Genomic DNA, 19,020 nt, shown 5'->3' on the forward strand with positions numbered 1-19,020 from the left:
ACTGCCCCTGACGTGATGACGACGTGGTGACGACGCAAGGAAGCCCGGATCGGCGACCCGGGTTATTGAGAGTCAGTATCAATCACAGGAGCCGCCGTAAAGGCCAAAACCGCGCTATTGCGCCAGCATATGGGCCAAAGCAGGGCTGATCTCTTCGGAAAAGCGCTCATCAGCCATGCGGATCACCCAGCGCACCGCCAGACCGAGCCGAGTCGCCAGCGCCATGCCGCTGTGAGGATCAAGCACGCTGAAGGCGCTGGCCCAGCCATCGGCGCTCATGGCGCTGGCATGAATCACGCTGCAGGCCACCACGCCCGAGGTGGCCGGAGCGCCAGTGCGCGGATCGAGATTATGCAGCCCCCGCACATAGCTGCCCGAGGTGGCCACCGCCAAACCATGCAGCCCCACGCGCAGATCCGGCAAGCCGGTCTGCTCCGGCGTTTCCAGATCGACCCACCATGGCTGACCGTCAGGGCGCAGCCCTTTCCCGACCAGCTCGCCGCCGACCTCGACCAGCTGGTGGATCACGCCCAGCTTCGCCAGATCGCCCGCCAGCGCATCCGCCGCATAGCCCTTGGCGATCCCCGACAGATCAAGCGACAGACCGCCCGGCTGATAAAGGCGCCCCTCTTCCAGCTTCAGCAGGCGCCAGTCGGAGGGCGGCAGCGCCTCGGCAACAGCGGTCGGCGCAGGGGCCTGCGCCACCGGGCCGGGCGGTCCAAAGCCCCAAAGGTCGACCAGACGTCCGATAGCGGGGCTGAAGGCGCCCTCGCTGGCCTCGGCGATGGTCAGGGCTTCCTGCATCACATGGGCGAAAGCGGGCGGCAAGATCTGCCAATGCCCGGCGGGCGCGGCATTGAAGCGGCACAGGGCGCTTTGCGGCTCCCAATGGCTCATCTGCGCCACCAGTGCCTCCAGCCGCGCCTCGATCACCTCAGTGACGCGTGCGGCACCCAAACCTCGCGGCAGAACGGCATGCAGGCGCCATGTCGTGCCCATCGTCGGGCCGGACAGGGTGGTGACGGGAAGGTCGGCATCCATGCTGCGCAGGGCCAACGGATCGACCTGATCCGGCAGAGCGATGCGCAGTTCGTCCTCCATCACGGCACCAGAAAATGGATCAGCAGGATCGGGATCAGCAGCCCCAACCCGACGATCGGCCAGGTGCTGGGCCGGTGCTTGCTGTGAAGCTGCAAAAGCAACAGACCGGTCAGCGTGAAGATCACGCAGGCCCCGGCGAAAAGATCGATAAACCAGCTCCATGCGCCGCCGGAATTGCGACCCTTGTGCAGATCATTGACCAGCGAGAGCCAGCCGCGATCCGTCACTTCCGAAGCGATGGCGCCGCTCGCCGGATCGACCGTCACCCAGCCATCGCCACCCGGGCGCGGCATGTTGACGGTGACGATATCGCTGGCCCATTCCGCCGGGCGACCTGCCACATCGATCCCCACCTGCGCCTTCACCTGCGCGGCAACATCGGCAGGCAGCGGCGCATTCGGCTTGGCGGGCGCGGCCAGCTCCTTCACCATGGCGGCAGGCAGCTGACCGCTGCGCGAGACCACCTTGGGTTCGGTATGGATCGCCTCGGCATGGTTGAGCGTGATGCCGGTGATCGCGAAAGCCAGCATGCCGACCATCGAGAGCGCCGCGCTGATCCAGTGCCAGCTGTGCAGCTGCTTCAGCCAGAACTGCTTGGCCTTCTTGCGTTTCGCCAGCCTGTCCTTTTCGGCAGGCGTCAGCACCGGCTTCTGCTTCACAACCGTACTCATGCCCGACCCTGTTCACCCCATTGCAGCGCCAGTGCGCGCAGAGGCTCTTCCTCGCGCGCGGCCAGCCATGCCGCCATCTGATCCCCAAAACGCGCATGCCCCCCGGCGCGCGCGCTTTCCAGCCATGGCAGCGCTTCGGCCATCTGCCCAGCATCGATCAGCATGCGAGCGTGATTGAAAGCACCGCGAAAATCGCCGCCCTCCGCCGCGCGGGCGAAGTAATAGGCGGCCAGCCGCATATTCTGCGGCACCACCCAGCCATCCTCGTGAAAGATGCCGACCATATTGGTCGATTTGGCGTGGCTCTGCGCCGAGGCCTGACGGAACAGCTCCAGAGCCTCCGCCTTGTCCTCCGCCACGCCGCGCCCCAGCGTCAGCATGGTGGCCAGATTGTAGAGCCCCCAGTCCAGCCCCTGATCCGCCGCCGCGCGGAACCATGGCACGGCCTGCGCCGGGTCTTCGGCCACACCAAAGCCCTGATCGAAGCAGCGGCCCACCATGTTCATCGCCATGGGCAGCCCGGCCTGCGCCGCCTTGTGGAACCAGTGCAGCGCGGCGCGGGGGTCTGCCGACACCCCGCGCCCGTCGAGCAGAAACTGCCCGTAGTAAAGCTGCGCCAGCGCCATGCCGCCGCGCGCCGCCTGCTCCAGCGCCTGAGCGGCGCCCTCAGGCGGGCCGGTGAGCAGCGCGCGCCATTCCTCGGCGCTCCACACAGGGAGCGCCTCGGCTTCCGGCGAACTCTCGGCAGGCGCGGACGTCACGCCGCTCAGTACTTCAGGCTGAGCGTGCCGATCACCGTGCGGCCCGCCGCCTGATGAGCGTAATGGGTGGTATAGGCCTGATCGTAATACAGCTTGTTGGTGATGTTCAGCGCATTCACCCGCAGGCTCAGATGCTCGTTGACCTTGTAGGAGGCATTGGCATCAAAGCGCCAGTAGTCCGGCACATAGGTCGCACGGCTGGTCAGAATGGTGACGGTGCCATTGGCATTGGCCTGACGCGTGTCGGAGAAACCGCCATAGACCTTGCCCATATAGATCGCGCCGCCGCCCAGCGTGAACTTGCTGGTCACCTTATAGTTGGTGAAGAGCGTCGCGCTGCTCTGCGGCGTGTTGGGGAAGGGCTTGCCCTGCGCGGCGGCCACCGCATAGGCGGTGTTGGCACCCGTGACGGTCTTGGTCAGGCCGGCATCGGTGACCCTGGAGGGCTGGTAGACATAGCCGCCGAAGATGTTCCACTTGGGCGTGATGTTGCCGTTGAAGCCCAGCTCCACACCGCGAATACGCTTGGTGCCCACGAACAGCACGCCGCCCGTGGTGGGATCGGTGGTGCGGGCATTGGTGGTGCGGGTCTGGAAACCGTCGAGCGTCAGCAGCAGATTGCCGTCGAACAGCTCCCACTTGGTGCCCACTTCGTAAGAGGTGGTCTTCTGCACCTTGAGGTCATTGGCGCTGATCGCGCCGCCATTGACCGAATTGGTGCCGGTCAGGCTGTTGTCCTCGCTGCCCTGCGCCAGGAAGGAGCCCGGGGGCACCGCCGCGCTGCCGGTCGAGATGTAGAAGGTGCCGTTCTGCACGGGCTTGTACATCAGGCCCGCCTGATAGGTGAAGATGTCGTCGGTGCGGCTCACCCATGTGCGGTTGGTGGTGGCCCAGGTCTGGGCCAGGCTCAGGCCGGTGGCCGCCGTGGTGATGCCCGCGCTGGCGTTGGTGACATAGTGGTCATAGCGCCCGCCCAGATTGAGCTTCCACTTTTCGCCGATGCTGATCGTGTCGAACAGGCTGGCCGATGCGGTCGAGCTGTCGGCCAGCGTCATCGAATTGGGCGCGCCGCGCACAATCGAGCCCACATAGGGATCGTTGTAATTGGGGCTGGCCAGGCTGGTGCAGTTGTAATTGGTGCCCGAGGTCGGCGTGGGGCAGCTGATCGACAGTGGCAGCGACGTGCCGTTGGCGTCAGCATAGAAACTGCCGAAGCCGGACTTCTGCCAGCTGTATTCCGCCGCTGCGGCAAAGCTGTGGCGCAGCGCACCGGTGTTGAACTGGCCCGAAAGGTCGAGCTGATCGACATAGCCGGTCTGATAGGCATAGCGCGACAAAGCGCGGCGCCCGACAGTGCCATAGGTGCCGACATTGCCCTTGGAATCGTCGGGCTGGGTCCAGAGATATTCCTGCGTCGTGTTGTTGTAACGCGCGGTGTTGCGCAGCTTCAGGCCGCTTTCGAAATTATGCTCGAAGCGGGCGGTGAGCGCATCGGTGTTGATGGTGCGGAAATCGCGGTCGACCAGGCCATAGAAGGCGTTGCGCGGGCGCAGATTGGTGCCGGCGGGCGCGGTCTGGTAATTGGCGCTGGGCTGGTTGGCGATGGTGTAGAGATAGGGGATGCCCTGATCGGGCAGCTCGGTCGAATGCAGGTGATACCAGTCGAGTTCGAGGCTGGTCGGGCCGTTCAGGCCGAACTTGATCGAGGGCGCGATGCCCCAGCGCTTGACCCATGCCGCATCGCGACCGGCATAGCCCTGATCGTGATACATGCCCGCGATGCGCACGCCCACGAAGTCGTTGATCGGCTGGTTGATGTCCACCGTGACGCGCTTGTAATCGGCATTGCCAAGGCTGCCATCGACATTGGCGAAGCGCTTGGTCTGCGGGGTCTTGGAGACCATGTTGATCGAGCCGCCGCCATTGCCCGAACCATTGGTGACGCTGTCCGAACCCTTGGTGACCTCGATGGAGTCGATGTCGAAGGTTTCGCGCGCGGTGGCGGCCAGATCGCGCACGCCATCGAGATAGATCGAGTTCGAGCTGTCGGTGCCGCGGATGAAGGGGCGATCGCCCAGCGGGTTGCCGCCCTCGCCCGCGCCCATGGTGATGCCGGGGATGGTGCGCAGCGCTTCGGAGAGCGAGGTGGCGTTGGTGTCGTCCAGCACCTGACGCGAGATCACGGTGATCGACTTGGGGGTGTCGACCAGCGGCGCGGTCGCCTTGGGGCTGGAGAGGCGCTCGACCTTGTAGGTGCCTTCATCCACCGCCGTGTCGGTCACGGTCACGCCGCCGAGGTTCTGGCCTTCGCCACCCCGACCCTGCTGCTGGCCCTGCTGCTGGCCCTGCTGATCCTGTGCCATGGCGGGGAAAGCGGAGAACAGGCCGATGCAGCCAATCGCCAGCGTGCTGGCGCCCTGGGCGATGCTGCGTGAAGTGGTGGTCGGCATGGCGATCCTTTTATGCAATTAATACGCAATAGTTGGCGCGGGCTATTGCAACTGAGTTGCAAAAGGTCAATCGGCGGTGTTGCGGATTGTTGGACGCGTTGCCCGGATGCAACACCGCCCCCGGAGCAGGCTCCGGAGGCGGCTTGCTATCATGCTGGAAAGCTGGTGCTTTCTAGCTGCCTTTGACGAAATCCTCCGCCACATTGCGCGGCAGGCGGACCATATCCAGCACGCCCATCAGCGAGACCGCCGCCACCAGCAGGAAAGCGAAGCGATAGTCGGCACCCGGCGCGCTCCAGCCCAGATGCGGCGCCAGCGCATGGCCGATCCGCACACCCAGCGCGCCCAGCGTGATGCCCGCAGCCATGGTCAGCTGCATCAGCGTGTTGGACAGGCCATTGGCGTGAGTCATCTGCGGCCTGGGCACATCGGCAAAGGTCATGCTGCTGATCGAGGTGAACTGCATCGAGCGCGCGCAGCCCCCCGCCGCCAGCAGCGCCACGGCCACAGGCACCGCCGTATCGGGCTGAAGCAGGGCGCAGGCAGCCACCAGAATGGCACTGATCACGCCATTGACCACCAGCACATTGCGCATGCCGAAGCGGCGCAGGATCGGGGTGGTGATCGTCTTGATCCCCAGATTGCCGGCAAAGACCGCCAGCACCAGCAAGCCCGAGTGGAAGGCGTTGTAGCCAAAGCCGATCTGGAACATCAGCGGCAGCAGAAAGGGCACCGCGCCGATCGACATGCGCATCAGCGCCCCGCCCCGCTGCGCGGCACGGAAGGTCTGGATCGACCATGGCTCCAGCCCCAGCATGGGGGATGCGGCGCGGCGGAAATGGTTCAGCGTGGCCACGCCCAAGGCCAGCCCCAGCGCGATCAGCCCGGCGCCCAGCATATCGGGCTGAGCGGTGATCCGGTCGAAACCCAGCAGCAGGGCGAAGGTGGAAGCGCCGCACAGCACGAAGCCGGGCCAGTCGAAGGGGCGGCGCTCGCCCTTGTCGGATGGCACCATCCACAGGCAGGCGACTAGCGCCAGCAGCCCCAGCGGCAGGTTGAGGTAAAAGATCCAGCGCCAGCCCAGATGGGTGGTGATCAGGCCTCCCAAAGGCGGCCCCAGCACCGGCGCGATCAGCGCGGGCCAGATCAGCGAGGCCATGGCGTCCATCAGCTTTTCGCGCGGCGTGTGATGCATGATCACCAGCCGCCCGACGGGCACCATCATGGCGCCGGCCACACCCTGCAGAATGCGCAAGGCGACAAAGCTGTGCATGTCGCCCGCACTGCCGCACAGCAGCGAGGACACGGTGAACAGCACGATGGCCGCCCCCAGCACGCTGCGCGCGCCGAAACGGTCGGCCACCCAGCCGCTGGCCGGGATGAACACGCCGACGGCCAGCATATAGGCGCTGACCGCCAGCTCCAGCGCCATGGGCGCCTCACCGAAGCTGCGGGCGATGGAGGGCAGCGCGGTGACGATGATCGATCCGTCGAGGATCTCCATGAACATCGCGCCGGTGACCAGCAGCATCACCCAGCGCAGCCGCGCGGGCGTCATGGCCGATGCCGTGGCAGGCATCGGCCTGAGGGCAACATCGACAGCCATATCAGAGGTTTTCATGCGCGCCCGGTTCGCCCTTCAGCCAGTAACCGGCGGCGCGCATCCATGCGGCGGGGTGGCCGCGCTCTTCCAGCACATGGGTGCGCAGGGCCTTGGCCACGCCCGCCTCGGCGGCGATCCACACATAACCCTCGCCTTCAGGCCATTCGAGCGCGCTGAGAGCGGCGAGCAGCCGGGCTTCATCATCGCCCTCCCCTTCGTTGCGGGCCAGCCATTGGGCGGTCCATGCGGTTTGGGTTTCGATCTGCTGCGCCTCGGCCTGGCTGTCGACCAGCACGATGGTGGTGACCGGCACGCCCGCGCGCAGAGTTTCCAGACGGCGCCCGATCGAGGGCAGGCCGGTTTCATCGGCGATCAGCAGATACCAGTCGAAATCATCGGGCACGATCATCGAACCGCGCGGGCCGCCGATGTCGAGCGTGGTGCCGACCTGCGCGGTCTGCGCCCAGGTGGCGGCCGGGCCATGGTCATGCAGGGCAAAGTCGATGGTCAGGCTCTGGGTGGCATTGTCGAAGGCGCGGGGGGTGAAATCGCGCATCAGGCGCTCGCCATTCTCCTCGCCGAAGAACAGCTTGATGTGGTCGTCCACACCTGCGCTGTTGAAATCGGAGAGGTCGGGGGCGGTGAAGACGAAGCGGCGCATCTTGGGCGACAGATCGGTCACGCTGGTCACGGTGATGGTGCGGCGGCGCACCTCGTGGCGGACGCGCTCGATGTGGTGACGGGGTTGGGTCTGGGTCGACATCGGGAACAAACTCCAATGGCTGGGCGGCAGGGACAGACCCCTGCGCAAAGGGATGATTCTCAGTGGGTGCCCCGCCAATGCGCTTCCTGCGATCCAAAATCAAGATATATCTTGTAGCAGTTTTGTTAAATCACCCCAGCCGCTCTTGCAACCACGCCACCGCCCGCTCCGCCCGCTGCGAGAGCGGCCATTCGGCGCGATGCAGCAGCCACAGCCGGTCGATCACCGGCGGGCCATGCTCCACCACGCGGATCGCAGCCTGATCGCGGAAGGCCTGCCGCGCATGCCGGTGCAACACGGTGAAACCCATACCCCGCGCCACCGGTTCCAGCATCAACCCCACCTGATTGGAAAAGCCCTTCACCGGCAGGCTGGCCACCCCCGGATGGCGCGGAAAGGCCAGCCCGAGCAGCCGTGTGGCCATGGCCTTGCCCTCCGGGTGGTCGATGAAGCCCAGCCGGGCCAGATCGTCCCAACACCGCACCTGGGCATCGGCAGGAACGATCAGTTCCAGCGCCTCGCTGCCGAAGGGGCGGGCGATCAGGCGCGGATCATCGGGCAGCATGGTGGCCAGCCCCAGCTCGAAGCGGCCCGCCAGCACCGCCTCCAGCACCTCGGCATCGGGGGCAAAACGGTGATGGATCGCCAGCAGGGGATGCAGCGCCTGAAGATCGAGCAGCAGCGGATAGATCTTCAGCCCCACGCTGCCCGGCGTGATCAGCGAGACCGCCCCCTCGCAATCGCAATCGCCCTCGATCCGCTGATAGAGCAGCCTTTCGGCCTGCTCACGCGCCTGCGCATGATCGAGCAGCAGCTTGCCGGCCGGGGTCATCTCCACCTGCCGCCCGCGCCTCACCAGCAGCGGGCCCAGCTTGTCCTCCAGCGCGCGCATATGCTGGCTGATCGCCGCCTGAGTCACCCCCAGCCGCTCTGCCGCGCGGGTGAAGCTGCCCAGATCCGCCAGAGCGATAAAGCTGCGCAGCCAGATCGGGTTCAACATTAGCATGATTTATCGAATCCATAAGATGCCATGGGGTTATCTAATAGGACAAGGCACCTATCTTGGCCACACACCCTTCCTCCCCCCGGAGTTTATTCATGACAGCCCTGTTTACCCCCTTCACCCTGAAGGATGTCACCCTTCGCAACCGCATCACCGTGCCCCCCATGTGCCAGTACAGCGCCATCGACGGCGCCGTCACCGACTGGCATCTGGCGCATTACACCGCTCTGGCGCGCGGCGGCTCGGGTCTGGTGATCGTCGAGGCCACCGGCGTGCTGCCCGAAGGCCGCATCACCCCCGGCTGCACCGGCATCTGGGATGACAGCCATATCGAGGGCCTCGCGCAGATCGCCGCCGCCATCAAGGCCGCAGGCGCCGTGCCCGGCATCCAGATCGCCCATGCCGGCCGCAAGGCAAGCGCCAACCGCCCATGGGAAGGCGACGACCATATCCCCGAAGGCGATCCGCGCGGCTGGGAGACGATCTCCCCCTCGGCCATCGCTTTCGGTGGCGGTCTGGGCAAAGTGCCCCGCGCGATGACGCTGGAGGATATCGCAGAGGTCCGCGAGGCCTTCGCCGCCGCCGCCAGGCGCGCTCTGGCCGCCGGTTTCGAGTGGCTGGAACTGCATTTCGCCCATGGCTATCTGGCGCAGAGCTTCTTCTCGGTCCACGCCAACCACCGCACGGATTCCTATGGCGGCGACGCCACGAACCGGGGCCGCTTCATCCTCGAAACGCTGGGCGCCGTCCGCGCCGTGTGGCCCGAGCGCCTGCCGCTGACCGCCCGCTTCGGCGTGATCGAGTACGATGGCCGCGACGAGGAAACCCTCTCCGAAGCCATCGACCTCACCCGCAAGATGAAGGACGGCGGGCTGGATCTGCTGAGCGTCAGCATGGGCTTCTCCACCCCCGACGCCCAGATCCCATGGGGCCCGGCGTTTCTGGAGCCCGTGGTGGCCCGCGTGCGACGCGAGGCCGGGCTGCCCGTGTCCTCGGCATGGGGCTTCGATGCGGCAAAGGACGCCGAACGGGTGGTGGCTGAAGGGGCGATGGACCTCGTCGGCATCGGGCGCGCCATGCTCGCCAATCCGCATTATCCGCATCGGCTGGCGCTGGAGCTGGGTTTGGAGCAGCCTGATGACGTGCTGCCCGCGCCTTATGCCCATTGGCTGGCGCGTTATAAGGGGCCGGGCAAGGCTGTGGCTGCGTAAGACAGTGAGAAGGGAAAGTGCGAGGGTGTTACACCCTCGCGCTCCCATTACTGTCTGCGTGGGCGCTTCGGGTTCAGCCTTGCGCCCGGATTGCCGCGCCGCAGGCATCAAGGCCCGGCGCGGCCTATCTTCAGCCTGCGGCGCCTTGGGTTACGCAGGTGGAGAGGCTGGGCGCCTCATTTCGGCACCACCGCCCCATCGTCGGAAGACGTTTCGGGAGCGCGAGGGGATAATCCCCTCGCACTTCTCTTTCTCCCTTACTTGATCGCCCCGTTAAAGGCGATCTCCGCCACCGGCAGACGCGGGCTGGGCGCCTCACGCGCGGCCAGAGCTTCCGGCAAGGTCGATGCGTCCCCACGGCGACCGATCGCCACGGCGACTTCCACCTTATACGTCTCCTCTGCCCCGGTGATCTCGGCAGCGCGCGCGGCATCGAAACCGGCCATGGCATGCGTGGCGAGGCCGAGGCGCGTGGCCTGCAAAGCCAGATAGCCCCATGCCGCGCCGGCATCGAAGCTGTTCGTGGTCGCGGGCTTGGCCTCGGTCGAGCCGGGCGCGGTGATCTGCCGGTCGGAGAGGATGAACACCAGCGCAGCGGCATTCGAGGCCCATGTGGCGTTGAAGGGCAGCAGCGCCGAAACGTAATCGTCCCAATGCGCATCGCCCTTTACCGCCCATGCAAAGCGCCAGGGCTGGTAGTTGTAGGCCGAGGGCGCCCAGCGCGCCGCCTCGAACAGCGGCTTGAGATCGGCCTCGCTCAGCGTCGATCCGTCGAAGGCACGGGGGGACCAGCGGGCGAGGAAATATTCATCGATGGGATGGTCGGCAATGCGAGGGGCGCTCATGAAAATGCCTTTCTTCAATAGCTTGGGAAACATCCTTGACCGCAGGCTAGCCCATTGTGTGACCCGGCGCGAGCAGGCTTCCAAAAAAGAATTGCTTTTAGCCCTTTAATCTCTAGTGATTTGATGGAGTATATGGACTTATCATACATCGCCTGCCTCACCAGAAAGTCCCGGAAAAACGATGCCTGTCAATCTGCCCACCAATCTGCTCCGCAGTTTCGTCGCCATCGTCGATGCCGGTTCGATGCTGAGTGCATCGCATAAGGTCTTCGTCACGCAATCCGCGCTCAGCCTGCAGATCAAGCGGCTGGAGGAACTGCTGCGCCAGAACCTGTTCCACCGAGAGGGCCGCCGCCTGACGCTGACCCCGGCGGGCGAGTTGATGCTGGATTACGCGCGCAAGGTGCTGGTGCTGCATGATGAGGCGGTGGCCACGATCAGCGCAGGCCATTTCGCCAGCCCGACGCGCATCGGCGTGGCGCAGGATTTCGCCGAGAGTTTGCTGGCCGGGCTGCTGTCGCAATTTGCCGATCACCATCCCGGGACTCAGATTTACTCGCGGGTGGCCGATACGCAGGATCTGCTCACGCTGCTGGATCGGGGGCAGCTGGATATCGTGCTGGGCTTTGCTCAGGCGGCTGACGAACGGGCCATCGCTCACACCGCCATGAGCTGGTACGGCAGGCAGGACTTGCTGGAGCAGGCCGTGCTGCCGCTGGCCGTGCTTGAGGCGCCCTGCCGCTTCCGCGATGCCGCGCTGCGCGCGCTGGACAAGGCGGGCATCCCCTATCGCATCGCGGTGGAGACGCCGCATCTCACCGCCCTGCGCACGGCGGTGGAGGCCGGATTGGGCATCACCTGCCGCACGCAACTGTTCCTGACCGAGCCGCCGCTGTCCTCGCGCCGGTTGCCCGGTCTGCCGCGCCTGTCCTGCATCTTGCAGACAGCGCCCCGACTGGACATGGCCACCGGGCAGTTGGCGCGGCTGGCGCATCAGGCGATGGCAGCACTGTGATCTGGAGACATGACCAGAAACGTGTAGCCTGATGGTCGATGCATCAGTTCTCGACGTATGGATCTGGCCCTACATCTGTAGCGTTGCTGTCAATCCATCCAATCCGTAAGTCGCTCTGGAGACAAAGGGCGATTTCACAGCGATGACAGCGAGCCGCATCCTATTTCTTTTGTTCATCGCTCTGGTGTGGACCGCTTATGCATGGTCTCCCTACAGACATGCCACCGCCGATGCCGCCCCGGCATGGGCCATGCCCAAAAGCAGATCCGTGATTTTCGGGCACCGATAGCGGCCCTTTGAAGCCTCCCCTCAGCCCTCGGCCTGCAAGCGCGCCACCAGCGCCCTGGCGGCCTGGGTGACCTCACCCCAGGTCTGCGCAAAATCCTCCGGGCCGCCGTAATAGGGATCGGCGACGGACTGCCCTTGCAGCCCCGGCACCTCATCGAGCAGCAGGCCCAGATGCGCGGTGGCATCGGAGGGGCGCAGCTTGCGCAGATCGGACAGATTGTTGGCATCGAGCGCATAGATATGCGTGAAACGGGTGAAATCCGCGCGGTTCACCTGACGCGCGCGATAGGCTGAAATATCCACGCCGCTGCCTGATGCCTGGGCGATGGCACGCGGATCGGGTGCTGACCCCACATGCCAATTGCCGGTGCCCGCTGAATCCACCGTGACAGCAAGGCCCGCGCGCTGCGCCTCCTGCCGAAACGCGGCCTCGGCCAGCGGAGAGCGGCAGATGTTGCCAAGGCAAACAAAGAGAACGGAAGGCTGATGCATAAGGCCCGGCATAAAGCGGCGTTCAGGCCCTGTCATCCTCTTGGCTGTCATCTTCTTGAATGCCATCAGCCTGTATTGGTGATCGGGCCCAGGCGGGGCTCCGCGTCCATGCGCCAGCCACGAAGTCCCGCCCTTTGCCGATTCGCCCTGCCGCCTGCATCGGCCGAGCCATGCTGGGTAATAACTCAATTTCGGCAGTAGACAATCACCCCGCGACCAATGGCCCGCCCTTTTCGACGGATGGAGTTAGGCCGCTTAAAGCCGCAGAAATCTGCGCCTGAAGCCCAATTTGACACATGCCCTTTTGGCCCCGCAGACAACGCGCTAGGGTCTCCGCCAATGACCCGGACCGCCCTGCCTCAACCCGGCCCCAGCCCTGTGATGGAGCGCCACCCTGACATCGCCCGGCTGGTGCGCCTGTTCTATGAACGTGCCCGGCAGGATGCGCTGATCGGCCCGGTCTTTGAGGTGATCATCCATGACTGGGAGAGCCATTTTCGCGCGCTCACCGCCTTCTGGGCGGCACAATTGCGCGGGCGGGGCAGCTATCGTGGCCAGCCCGTCGCCGCGCATATCGCTCTGGCCAGCCGCATCACGCCCGACATGTTCGCGCGCTGGCTCACCCTGTGGCGCACCGCCGCCGCCGAGGTGATGAGCCCGGAAGACGCCACCCTGCTGACCGAAAAGGCCCAGCGCATCGCGCAAGTGTTGCAACAGGCCGTGACCGACAAGCGCGCAGAGGGCGAAACCCGGCCATGAACGGGCTCCTCTACGCCTTTGTCGCCTGCTTCCTTGCCGGTTGCGGCGCGCGCGATCAGGTGCTGGTCGCGGCGCTGACCGACCGCCTCGGCCCGCGCTTCAGCCTGCTGGCCATCGCCTGCATCACCGGCGGCCTGACCTGCGCGCTGGCCGCCTATTTCGCGCAGGATCTGGGCGGCGTGATGAACCACCGCGCCCGCCTGCTGCTGGCCAGCTTCGCGCTGGCGGCGGCCGGCGTGGAATCGCTGCTGGTCTCCCCCGGGCGCCGCGCCAAGGAGCCCACGCGCTCGCTCTTCGCCGCGCTGCTGGTGCTGGCGATCAGCCAGATCGTCGATGCCGCGCGCTTTATCGTGCTGGCCATCGCCCTGCTTCACGCGCCTTTGCCCGCCGCGCTGGGCGGCACGCTGGGCGGCGGCGCGGCCATCGCCATCGGCTGGTTCGGCGCCGGGCCGCTGCTGGCTGCGGAAAAGCATCTGCGCCTCGCCCGTCGCATTGCCGGAGCGATTCTGCTGCTGTCCGGCATCACGCTGGCCTGGACCACCTTAGGCGCGCTGTAATCGGAAATTCCGATCAGTCTCGCCGCGCTTGCAACCTTAACCTTGCCCGCGCAATGAACTACAAACCCTTCAAGATCATGCCGATGACCCAAAGGAGCGTTCCATGACCAACAATGCCACCGCCGCCCTGGTCGACAGCCTGAACGGCCTGCTGGCCGATCTCTTCACGCTCTATGTGAAGACCAAGAACTTCCACTGGCACGTCCGCGGCCCCAACTTCCGCGACCTGCACCTGCTCTTCGACGATCAGGCCACCGAAATCTTCGCCCTGACCGACATCATCGGCGAGCGCGTCCGCAAGAACGGCGCCACCACCCTGACCGGCATCGGCGCCATCGCCGCCAAGGCCAGCCTGAAGGACGAGCCCCGCGCCGATCTGAAGCCCGAAGAAATGGTCGCCCAGCTGCGCGACGATAACGCCAAGCTGGTCGAGGTGATCCGCGCCGTGAAGGCCGCCGCCACCGCCGCGGGCGACAACGCCACCGAAGGTGCCGCCGATGACTGGACCGATCAGGCGCAGCAGCGTCATTGGTTCCTGGCTGAAACGCTCAGCTAAGGTTTTCAGGAAGGATCAGTGCGAGGGTGTTACACCCTCGCGCTCCCTTTAATGTCTACGTTGCGCTTCGGGTTCAGCCTTGCGCCCGGATTGCCGCGCCGCAGGCATGAACATGATAGGAAAGGCGCTCAGGCTTACTGCCTGCGGCGCCTTTCGTTTGCGCTGGCGGGGAGGTTGGGCGCATGATTTCGGCGCCACTGCCGTATCGTCGGAAGACGTTATGGGAGCGCGAGGGGGTAACCCCCTCGCATCTTCCCTTCAAACCTTCTTACTTCAACAAATGCCCCGACCGATCCCGCTTGGTCGCCAGATAGCGCTCATTATGCGGGTTCGCGGGCAACTCATGCGGCACACGCTCGATCACCGGCACACCCACGCCGACCAGCGCTTCCACCTTGGCCGGATTGTTCGTCATCAGGCGGATGCCTTTCACGCCCAGCAGCGCCAGCATGCGCGCCGCGACGGGGAAATCGCGCGCTTCATTGGGCAGGCCGAGACGGTTGTTGGCGTCCACCGTATCGAAACCCTGATCCTGCAGACGATAGGCCCGCAGCTTGTTGATCAGGCCGATCCCGCGCCCTTCCTGACGCATATAGAGCAGCACGCCCCATCCGCCCTTGCCGGCTTCCTCGGCCATGGCGGCAAGGGCTGCGTCCAGCTGAGGCCCGCAATCGCATTTCAGGCTGCCGAGGACATCGCCCGTGAGGCATTCGGAGTGGAGGCGGACCAGCGGCGCGCGGTCCCCGCTCTGCTTGCCGATCACGAGGGCGACATGCTCGCGCAGATCGTTCACGCTGCGGAAGGCGACGATCTCGGCATGATCGCTGGCCGAAACGGGCAGGCGTGCGCGGCTGGCGATGGCGAGATGGGCGGTGTTCTTCCAGTCGGCCAGATCCTCGGCCTCCACCAGCTGGGCCTCGCCCGCACCTGTGGGATCGATCAGGAAGGCCGGGAGGATACCGGCGATGCGGGCCAGTTCATTGGCGGCGCGGGCGGTGTCGATGTCGGGGATCGGCTCGGCGCGGAAGGGCCCCTTGAGGGGGTAGTCCAGATCCAGCGACGGGTCCGCAATGGCGCGGGCCGTGGTCAGATCGAAGGGCTCGGCGGCGCGGATCACCACGGGGGCCTCCGGCTCGGCGGCATCGCGCTGGTTGGCAAGGCGCAGCGAGACCGCGCGGGCGGCGCTGATCAGCATGCGCTCGGCGTGCAGATCGGGGCCGAAGCCGGTTTCGGCAGGGATCAGCGTCCAGCTGCCGATCCGGATCGCCCAGCCATGGCGCAGCGCATCGACGGCCAGCGCCACGCGCCGCGCCGGACTGCTCACAGATCGAACCCGGTGATCAGCGGCACGTGGTCTGAGCATTTCTCCCAGTCGCGCGCGTCCTCGACAATGCGGTGGCTCACGGCTTTCGCCGCCACCGAGGGGGAAGCCCACATATGGTCGAGGCGGCGGCCACGGTCATTGGCGCGCCAGTCCTTGGCGCGGTAGGACCACCAGGAGTAATAGCGCGCCGGGGCGGGCACCAGCTGGCGGCCCAGATCGACCCAGTCATGCGCCACGCGGAAGCGCTCCAGCGTTTCCACCTCGATGGGCGTGTGGCTGACGACTTTCAGCAGCGCCTTGTGGCTCCACACATCCGATTCGAGCGGGGCAATGTTGAAATCGCCGACGATCAGCGTGGGCTCGGCCACGGCGCCTGCCCAGCCGATCATGCGTTCGAGGAAGTCCAGCTTCTGGCCGAATTTGGGGTTGATGGTGCGGTCGGGCTCATCGCCGCCGGCCGGGATATAGACGTTCTCGATCACCAGACCGGAGTCTTTCAGGCGCACGCCGACGTGACGCGCCTCGCCATTGGCCTGCCAGTCGTGGCGGTCCACCTCCTCGAAGGGAATGCGGCTGACGGTGGCGACGCCGTGATAGCCCTTCTGCCCATGCACCGCGTGATGCGTGTAGCCCAGCGCGCTGAAGGCTTCATAGGGGAAGAGATCGGCAATGGTCTTGATCTCCTGAAGGCACAGCACATCGGGTGCCTCATCCTTCAGAAAGCGTTCGACCAGCGGCATGCGGAGCCGCACCGAATTGATGTTCCAGGTGGCAACGGTGATCATGCGCGCCATTTAGGGCGCCGCGCGCCGCCTGACCAGTCCGTCAGGCGCTTATCAGGGAAGAAAATACCCCGCGGCCTTTTCAAGCCGTTGGCACAGTTGGCGGCCCGGAAAACGCGGCAATCAGAACGAGGCTGCGAAGGGCAAGAAAAAACCCTCGTCCCGGGGGCATGGGGACGAGGGTTCGTGTCTGCGTTCGTCACGCATATCAGGCGGTCTGTCTTGGGGCAGCGGGCAACAGGGGGGAAACCCGCTTTGTCATCCCGTCCTGACAAGAGTTGTTCTAGCCGGGTCTGCCTGTCTGTTAAGTGAACGAAGCTGGCAGGATTGTCGCAGATTGTCATAAGTTTGCGGCAGAGCGCGACGTTTTGGACAGAAAGAACCCCGCGCCGGACAGGCTCCGGCGCCGGGTTTCGTATAAAAATTCAATATTATATCCTACTTGTGCGGACGTGCCCTCGTATCGGTGAAGCGGAACAGGTCTTCCGAGGGGTTCACATTATATTGCTGGCCCGAAAGCGCGATTCGCGTCTGGCGATTCTGCGCATCGCGCGTGATCCAGGATTCCAGCTCCATGCCGCCCGGCGCGCCGCCCTTGCGGCGGAAGACCAGCGTCATCGTGCCATATTCGGGGTGAGTCTTGTCCTTCACCTCGATGGCGACGGCGCCGGGATCGTTCACCGGCACCAGCCGACCGAATCGCGCGGCATCCTTGTTGGGATCGAGCAGCGCGCCCAGCGGGCTGTTGTTGATCGGCCAGCGCTGGGTCTGGTTGACCTCCTTGTCGATCATGAACAGGGCGTGCCCGTCCGAGAGGATCGTCATCGGATAGCCGGGCTGGTACTGGAAGCGGATCTTGCCGGGGCGCTTGAGGTACAGCGTGCCGCGCACGCTGCCGCCGTTCGAATCGCTCTGCACGAAGTCTGCCTTGAGCGCGGTGATCGCGCGCAGCGCCGCCACCGCCTCGGCCACCTGCGCATTGCCGTCCTGCGCCATGGCGGGAACAGGCAGCGCAGCGACCAGCGCTACGGGAGCCATGCCACGCAAAAAGGCCGCCAACCCCATGGGCAGCAGCCTCTTCGCGAATGCCCCCCCAAGGTGCTTGGCAGGGGCGCTCAGGTTCGAAACCTGTCTTTCATTCATCCGGGTCATGTCCTGCGCTGTGTCAGCGCAGGCTTGAACCCGCGCTGAATTACTTGATCTTGGCTTCCTTGAACTCGACATGCTTGCGCACGACGGGGTCATACTTCTTGAACACGAACTTCTCGGTGGTGTTCCGAGGGTTCTTCTTGGTCACATAGAAGAAGCCGGTGTCGGCGGTCGAGACCAGACGGATCTTGACGGTTGCGGGCTTTGCCATGGCGCTTTCCTAAATTCCCTGCCTGACTGCCCCACCGCCACGGCCTTGCCGCCATGCCAATGTACAGTCTGTAAAAATCAGCAAAAGCGGCAGGCACAGGCCCGCCGCCCTTCAAGGTTGTGCCCCTTGGCTTAGCCGCGTGACAGAGTCAAGCGCGAAGAGCCAAAGCGCTGCAATCGGCCCTTCAATCCGGCAGGCCGCGCGAACGGCCCCAGCCGCGCACGGGCCCGTCGCCGATCCGGCCCACCACATGGGCCCCGATCACCAGCGCCAGAGCGCCCAGCGCCGCGGCGCCAAGGGAAACGGGGCTCAGGCCGGTCAGCAGGCCCTCGCTGTCCAGCGCGCCCGCCAGAACGGCGCCAAAAGCGCCCAGCGCAGCGTGAAGCAGCATACCACCAGTACGGAAGACGAGACCAGCAAGAGCGCCCAGCACGGCGCCTGCCAGCAGCATGACAAGAAGGGTCATCGCAGCACCTCTAACAGCCCCCTGTCATGCAACAGGATACGCCGATCAGAGTTCCGCGCCAACAGAACTTATCGCGCCGGAATCGCAGCCCGGCGCGAATCGGAGACTTTCGTGCGAATCAGTCCGCTGATCAGCTGTGGCTCAGCCAGACGATGGCCGCCGCGCCCAGAATGATTCGGTAGATCGCGAAAGGCATGAAGCCCGAGCGGCTGACATAGCCCACAAAGGGCTTCAGCACCGCCAGCGCCACCACGAAAGACACCACCGAACCGATGGCCAGCTGGGTGAAGCCCACCTCGGCCACGCCGCTCGAAAGCTCATGGCGATGGTCGAAGAGCTGCTTGGCGGTGGCCCCGAACATGGTGGGGATCGCCAGAAAGAAGCTGAACTCGGCTGCCGTGCGGCGCTCGACCCCCATGGAGAGCGCGCCCATGATCGTCGCGCCCGAGCGGCTGACGCCCGGCACCATGGCGAGGCACTGCATGAAGCCCACCGCCAGCGACTTGCCGACAGGCAGATCGGCCAGCCCCATCGGGCGGCCCTGTTTCACCAGCTTCTCGATGGCAATGATCGCCAGACCGCCGATCAGCAGCGCCCAGGCAATGACGATGGGCGTCTCCAGCAGCATGTCGATCTTCTTCTTGAGCAGCACGCCCAGAATCGCCGAGGGGATAAAGGCCACCAGAATGTTGCGAACAAAGCGGATCGCCCCCGCCTCGCCGCGCAGCAGGCCCTGAATCACCGCCCAGATCGTGCGCCAATAGACCACCACAACCGCCAGAATCGCCGGCAGCTGGATGACGATGTTGAACACCTCCCACGGGCGTTCGTCATAGCCGAAGAATTTGGTGGCCAGCACCAGATGCCCGGTCGAGGAGACCGGCAGGAATTCGGTCAATCCCTCGACAATGCCGAGCAGGATGGCGGTGGTCGTCAGCGACATGAGAGAGCTTTCCTTGAGGGATTTCGAGCCAGATGGCACATCTGGCGACTCGGAAATCACGGCAAACGAC

Annotated in this window: 20 protein-coding genes; 5 read left to right on the plus strand and 15 right to left on the minus strand. The window is 65.2% G+C overall.

Going from position 1 to position 19,020, the window contains the following annotated elements; genetic code table 11:
- Positions 1-114: 114 nt before the first annotated feature.
- From HGK27_RS16470 to HGK27_RS16500, 7 genes are all read right to left on the minus strand, one after another.
- On the minus strand, positions 115-1,101 hold the full coding sequence (locus tag HGK27_RS16470) for an FAD:protein FMN transferase (protein ID WP_241127243.1): 987 nt from the start codon (positions 1,099-1,101) through the stop codon (positions 115-117).
- The gene (locus HGK27_RS16475; RefSeq protein WP_206241940.1) at positions 1,101-1,772 is read right to left on the minus strand and encodes a PepSY-associated TM helix domain-containing protein; all 672 of its coding nucleotides are present in this window, start codon (positions 1,770-1,772) and stop codon (positions 1,101-1,103) included. Before HGK27_RS16475 ends, HGK27_RS16470 begins: the two co-directional genes overlap by 1 nt.
- On the minus strand, positions 1,769-2,533 hold the full coding sequence (locus tag HGK27_RS16480; RefSeq protein ID WP_241127245.1) for a tetratricopeptide repeat protein: 765 nt from the start codon (positions 2,531-2,533) through the stop codon (positions 1,769-1,771). Before HGK27_RS16480 ends, HGK27_RS16475 begins: the two co-directional genes overlap by 4 nt.
- 5 nt (positions 2,534-2,538) lie before the next feature.
- Positions 2,539-4,983: a TonB-dependent receptor gene (locus tag HGK27_RS16485; RefSeq protein ID WP_206241941.1), complete on the minus strand. Its 2,445-nt coding sequence runs from the start codon at positions 4,981-4,983 to the stop codon at positions 2,539-2,541.
- A 172-nt stretch (positions 4,984-5,155) separates the two neighbouring features.
- The gene (locus tag HGK27_RS16490; RefSeq protein ID WP_206241942.1) at positions 5,156-6,604 is read right to left on the minus strand and encodes an MFS transporter; all 1,449 of its coding nucleotides are present in this window, start codon (positions 6,602-6,604) and stop codon (positions 5,156-5,158) included.
- Positions 6,591-7,349, minus strand: a complete 759-nt coding sequence (locus HGK27_RS16495) for a siderophore-interacting protein (protein ID WP_206241943.1) — start codon at positions 7,347-7,349, stop codon at positions 6,591-6,593. The genes HGK27_RS16490 and HGK27_RS16495 overlap by 14 nt, the downstream gene beginning before the upstream one ends.
- Positions 7,350-7,479: 130 nt before the next feature.
- Positions 7,480-8,355, minus strand: coding sequence for a LysR family transcriptional regulator (locus HGK27_RS16500; protein WP_206241945.1), 876 nt, complete (start codon positions 8,353-8,355; stop codon positions 7,480-7,482).
- A gap of 92 nt (positions 8,356-8,447) precedes the next feature.
- On the opposite strand from HGK27_RS16500, the gene HGK27_RS16505 reads away from it, so the two are divergent.
- Positions 8,448-9,563, plus strand: a complete 1,116-nt coding sequence (locus HGK27_RS16505; protein ID WP_206241947.1) for an oxidoreductase — start codon at positions 8,448-8,450, stop codon at positions 9,561-9,563.
- A 257-nt stretch (positions 9,564-9,820) separates the two neighbouring features.
- On the opposite strand, the gene HGK27_RS16510 is transcribed toward HGK27_RS16505, so the two are convergent.
- Positions 9,821-10,408: a nitroreductase family protein gene (locus HGK27_RS16510; protein WP_206241949.1), complete on the minus strand. Its 588-nt coding sequence runs from the start codon at positions 10,406-10,408 to the stop codon at positions 9,821-9,823.
- A gap of 181 nt (positions 10,409-10,589) precedes the next feature.
- Between HGK27_RS16510 and HGK27_RS16515 the strand changes: the two genes are divergently transcribed.
- Entirely contained in the window at positions 10,590-11,423 is an 834-nt protein-coding gene (locus tag HGK27_RS16515) for a LysR substrate-binding domain-containing protein (protein WP_206241951.1), read from the plus strand.
- Between the two features lie 309 nt (positions 11,424-11,732).
- On the opposite strand, the gene HGK27_RS16520 is transcribed toward HGK27_RS16515, so the two are convergent.
- Positions 11,733-12,203, minus strand: a complete 471-nt coding sequence (locus HGK27_RS16520) for a low molecular weight protein-tyrosine-phosphatase (protein WP_206241953.1) — start codon at positions 12,201-12,203, stop codon at positions 11,733-11,735.
- Positions 12,204-12,542: 339 nt separating this feature from the next.
- Between HGK27_RS16520 and HGK27_RS16525 the strand changes: the two genes are divergently transcribed.
- From HGK27_RS16525 to HGK27_RS16535, 3 genes are all read left to right on the plus strand, one after another.
- On the plus strand, positions 12,543-12,962 hold the full coding sequence (locus HGK27_RS16525; RefSeq protein ID WP_206241955.1) for a group III truncated hemoglobin: 420 nt from the start codon (positions 12,543-12,545) through the stop codon (positions 12,960-12,962).
- Positions 12,959-13,519, plus strand: coding sequence for a hypothetical protein (locus HGK27_RS16530; protein WP_206241957.1), 561 nt, complete (start codon positions 12,959-12,961; stop codon positions 13,517-13,519). The genes HGK27_RS16525 and HGK27_RS16530 overlap by 4 nt, the downstream gene beginning before the upstream one ends.
- A gap of 103 nt (positions 13,520-13,622) precedes the next feature.
- Entirely contained in the window at positions 13,623-14,075 is a 453-nt protein-coding gene (locus HGK27_RS16535; protein ID WP_206241958.1) for a Dps family protein, read from the plus strand.
- A gap of 268 nt (positions 14,076-14,343) precedes the next feature.
- Here the strand turns inward: HGK27_RS16535 and ribA are convergent, their stop codons facing one another.
- From ribA to HGK27_RS16565, 6 genes are all read right to left on the minus strand, one after another.
- Positions 14,344-15,438 carry a GTP cyclohydrolase II gene (gene ribA, locus HGK27_RS16540; protein WP_206241959.1) on the minus strand — a complete coding sequence of 365 codons (1,095 nt, stop codon included), beginning with the start codon at positions 15,436-15,438 and terminating at the stop codon, positions 14,344-14,346.
- On the minus strand, positions 15,396-16,184 hold the full coding sequence (locus HGK27_RS16545; RefSeq protein WP_206243308.1) for an exodeoxyribonuclease III: 789 nt from the start codon (positions 16,182-16,184) through the stop codon (positions 15,396-15,398). Before HGK27_RS16545 ends, ribA begins: the two co-directional genes overlap by 43 nt.
- Before the next feature lie 435 nt (positions 16,185-16,619).
- A complete protein-coding gene (locus HGK27_RS16550; protein ID WP_241127247.1) occupies positions 16,620-17,246 on the minus strand; it encodes a LolA family protein in 627 nt (208 codons plus the stop codon).
- A 127-nt stretch (positions 17,247-17,373) separates the two neighbouring features.
- Entirely contained in the window at positions 17,374-17,541 is a 168-nt protein-coding gene (gene rpmG, locus HGK27_RS16555; protein ID WP_068089980.1) for a 50S ribosomal protein L33, read from the minus strand.
- A gap of 184 nt (positions 17,542-17,725) precedes the next feature.
- Positions 17,726-18,007, minus strand: coding sequence for a hypothetical protein (locus HGK27_RS16560; protein ID WP_206241961.1), 282 nt, complete (start codon positions 18,005-18,007; stop codon positions 17,726-17,728).
- Positions 18,008-18,137: 130 nt separating this feature from the next.
- A complete protein-coding gene (locus HGK27_RS16565) occupies positions 18,138-18,950 on the minus strand; it encodes an undecaprenyl-diphosphate phosphatase (RefSeq protein ID WP_206241962.1) in 813 nt (270 codons plus the stop codon).
- Between the last annotated feature and the right edge of the window lie 70 nt (positions 18,951-19,020).

It is taken from the genome of Novosphingobium terrae (assembly GCF_017163935.1).
GTDB classification, from domain to species: domain Bacteria; phylum Pseudomonadota; class Alphaproteobacteria; order Sphingomonadales; family Sphingomonadaceae; genus Novosphingobium; species Novosphingobium terrae.

Excerpts from the sequence above, each read along its gene's own strand:
- HGK27_RS16470 (WP_241127243.1), bottom strand. The coding sequence starts at position 1,101 with ATGGAGGACGAACTGCGCATCGCTCTGCCGGATCAGGTCGATCCGTTG.
- HGK27_RS16475 (WP_206241940.1), bottom strand. The coding sequence starts at position 1,772 with ATGAGTACGGTTGTGAAGCAGAAGCCGGTGCTGACGCCTGCCGAAAAG.
- HGK27_RS16485 (WP_206241941.1), bottom strand. The coding sequence starts at position 4,983 with ATGCCGACCACCACTTCACGCAGCATCGCCCAGGGCGCCAGCACGCTG.
- HGK27_RS16490 (WP_206241942.1), bottom strand. The coding sequence starts at position 6,604 with ATGAAAACCTCTGATATGGCTGTCGATGTTGCCCTCAGGCCGATGCCT.
- HGK27_RS16495 (WP_206241943.1), bottom strand. The coding sequence starts at position 7,349 with ATGTCGACCCAGACCCAACCCCGTCACCACATCGAGCGCGTCCGCCAC.
- HGK27_RS16500 (WP_206241945.1), bottom strand. The coding sequence starts at position 8,355 with ATGCTAATGTTGAACCCGATCTGGCTGCGCAGCTTTATCGCTCTGGCG.
- HGK27_RS16505 (WP_206241947.1), top strand. The coding sequence starts at position 8,448 with ATGACAGCCCTGTTTACCCCCTTCACCCTGAAGGATGTCACCCTTCGC.
- HGK27_RS16510 (WP_206241949.1), bottom strand. The coding sequence starts at position 10,408 with ATGAGCGCCCCTCGCATTGCCGACCATCCCATCGATGAATATTTCCTC.
- HGK27_RS16515 (WP_206241951.1), top strand. The coding sequence starts at position 10,590 with ATGCCTGTCAATCTGCCCACCAATCTGCTCCGCAGTTTCGTCGCCATC.
- HGK27_RS16520 (WP_206241953.1), bottom strand. The coding sequence starts at position 12,203 with ATGCATCAGCCTTCCGTTCTCTTTGTTTGCCTTGGCAACATCTGCCGC.
- HGK27_RS16525 (WP_206241955.1), top strand. The coding sequence starts at position 12,543 with ATGACCCGGACCGCCCTGCCTCAACCCGGCCCCAGCCCTGTGATGGAG.
- HGK27_RS16530 (WP_206241957.1), top strand. The coding sequence starts at position 12,959 with ATGAACGGGCTCCTCTACGCCTTTGTCGCCTGCTTCCTTGCCGGTTGC.
- HGK27_RS16535 (WP_206241958.1), top strand. The coding sequence starts at position 13,623 with ATGACCAACAATGCCACCGCCGCCCTGGTCGACAGCCTGAACGGCCTG.
- ribA (WP_206241959.1), bottom strand. The coding sequence starts at position 15,438 with ATGCTCAGACCACGTGCCGCTGATCACCGGGTTCGATCTGTGAGCAGT.
- HGK27_RS16545 (WP_206243308.1), bottom strand. The coding sequence starts at position 16,184 with ATGATCACCGTTGCCACCTGGAACATCAATTCGGTGCGGCTCCGCATG.
- HGK27_RS16550 (WP_241127247.1), bottom strand. The coding sequence starts at position 17,246 with ATGGGGTTGGCGGCCTTTTTGCGTGGCATGGCTCCCGTAGCGCTGGTC.
- rpmG (WP_068089980.1), bottom strand. The coding sequence starts at position 17,541 with ATGGCAAAGCCCGCAACCGTCAAGATCCGTCTGGTCTCGACCGCCGAC.
- HGK27_RS16560 (WP_206241961.1), bottom strand. The coding sequence starts at position 18,007 with ATGACCCTTCTTGTCATGCTGCTGGCAGGCGCCGTGCTGGGCGCTCTT.
- HGK27_RS16565 (WP_206241962.1), bottom strand. The coding sequence starts at position 18,950 with ATGTCGCTGACGACCACCGCCATCCTGCTCGGCATTGTCGAGGGATTG.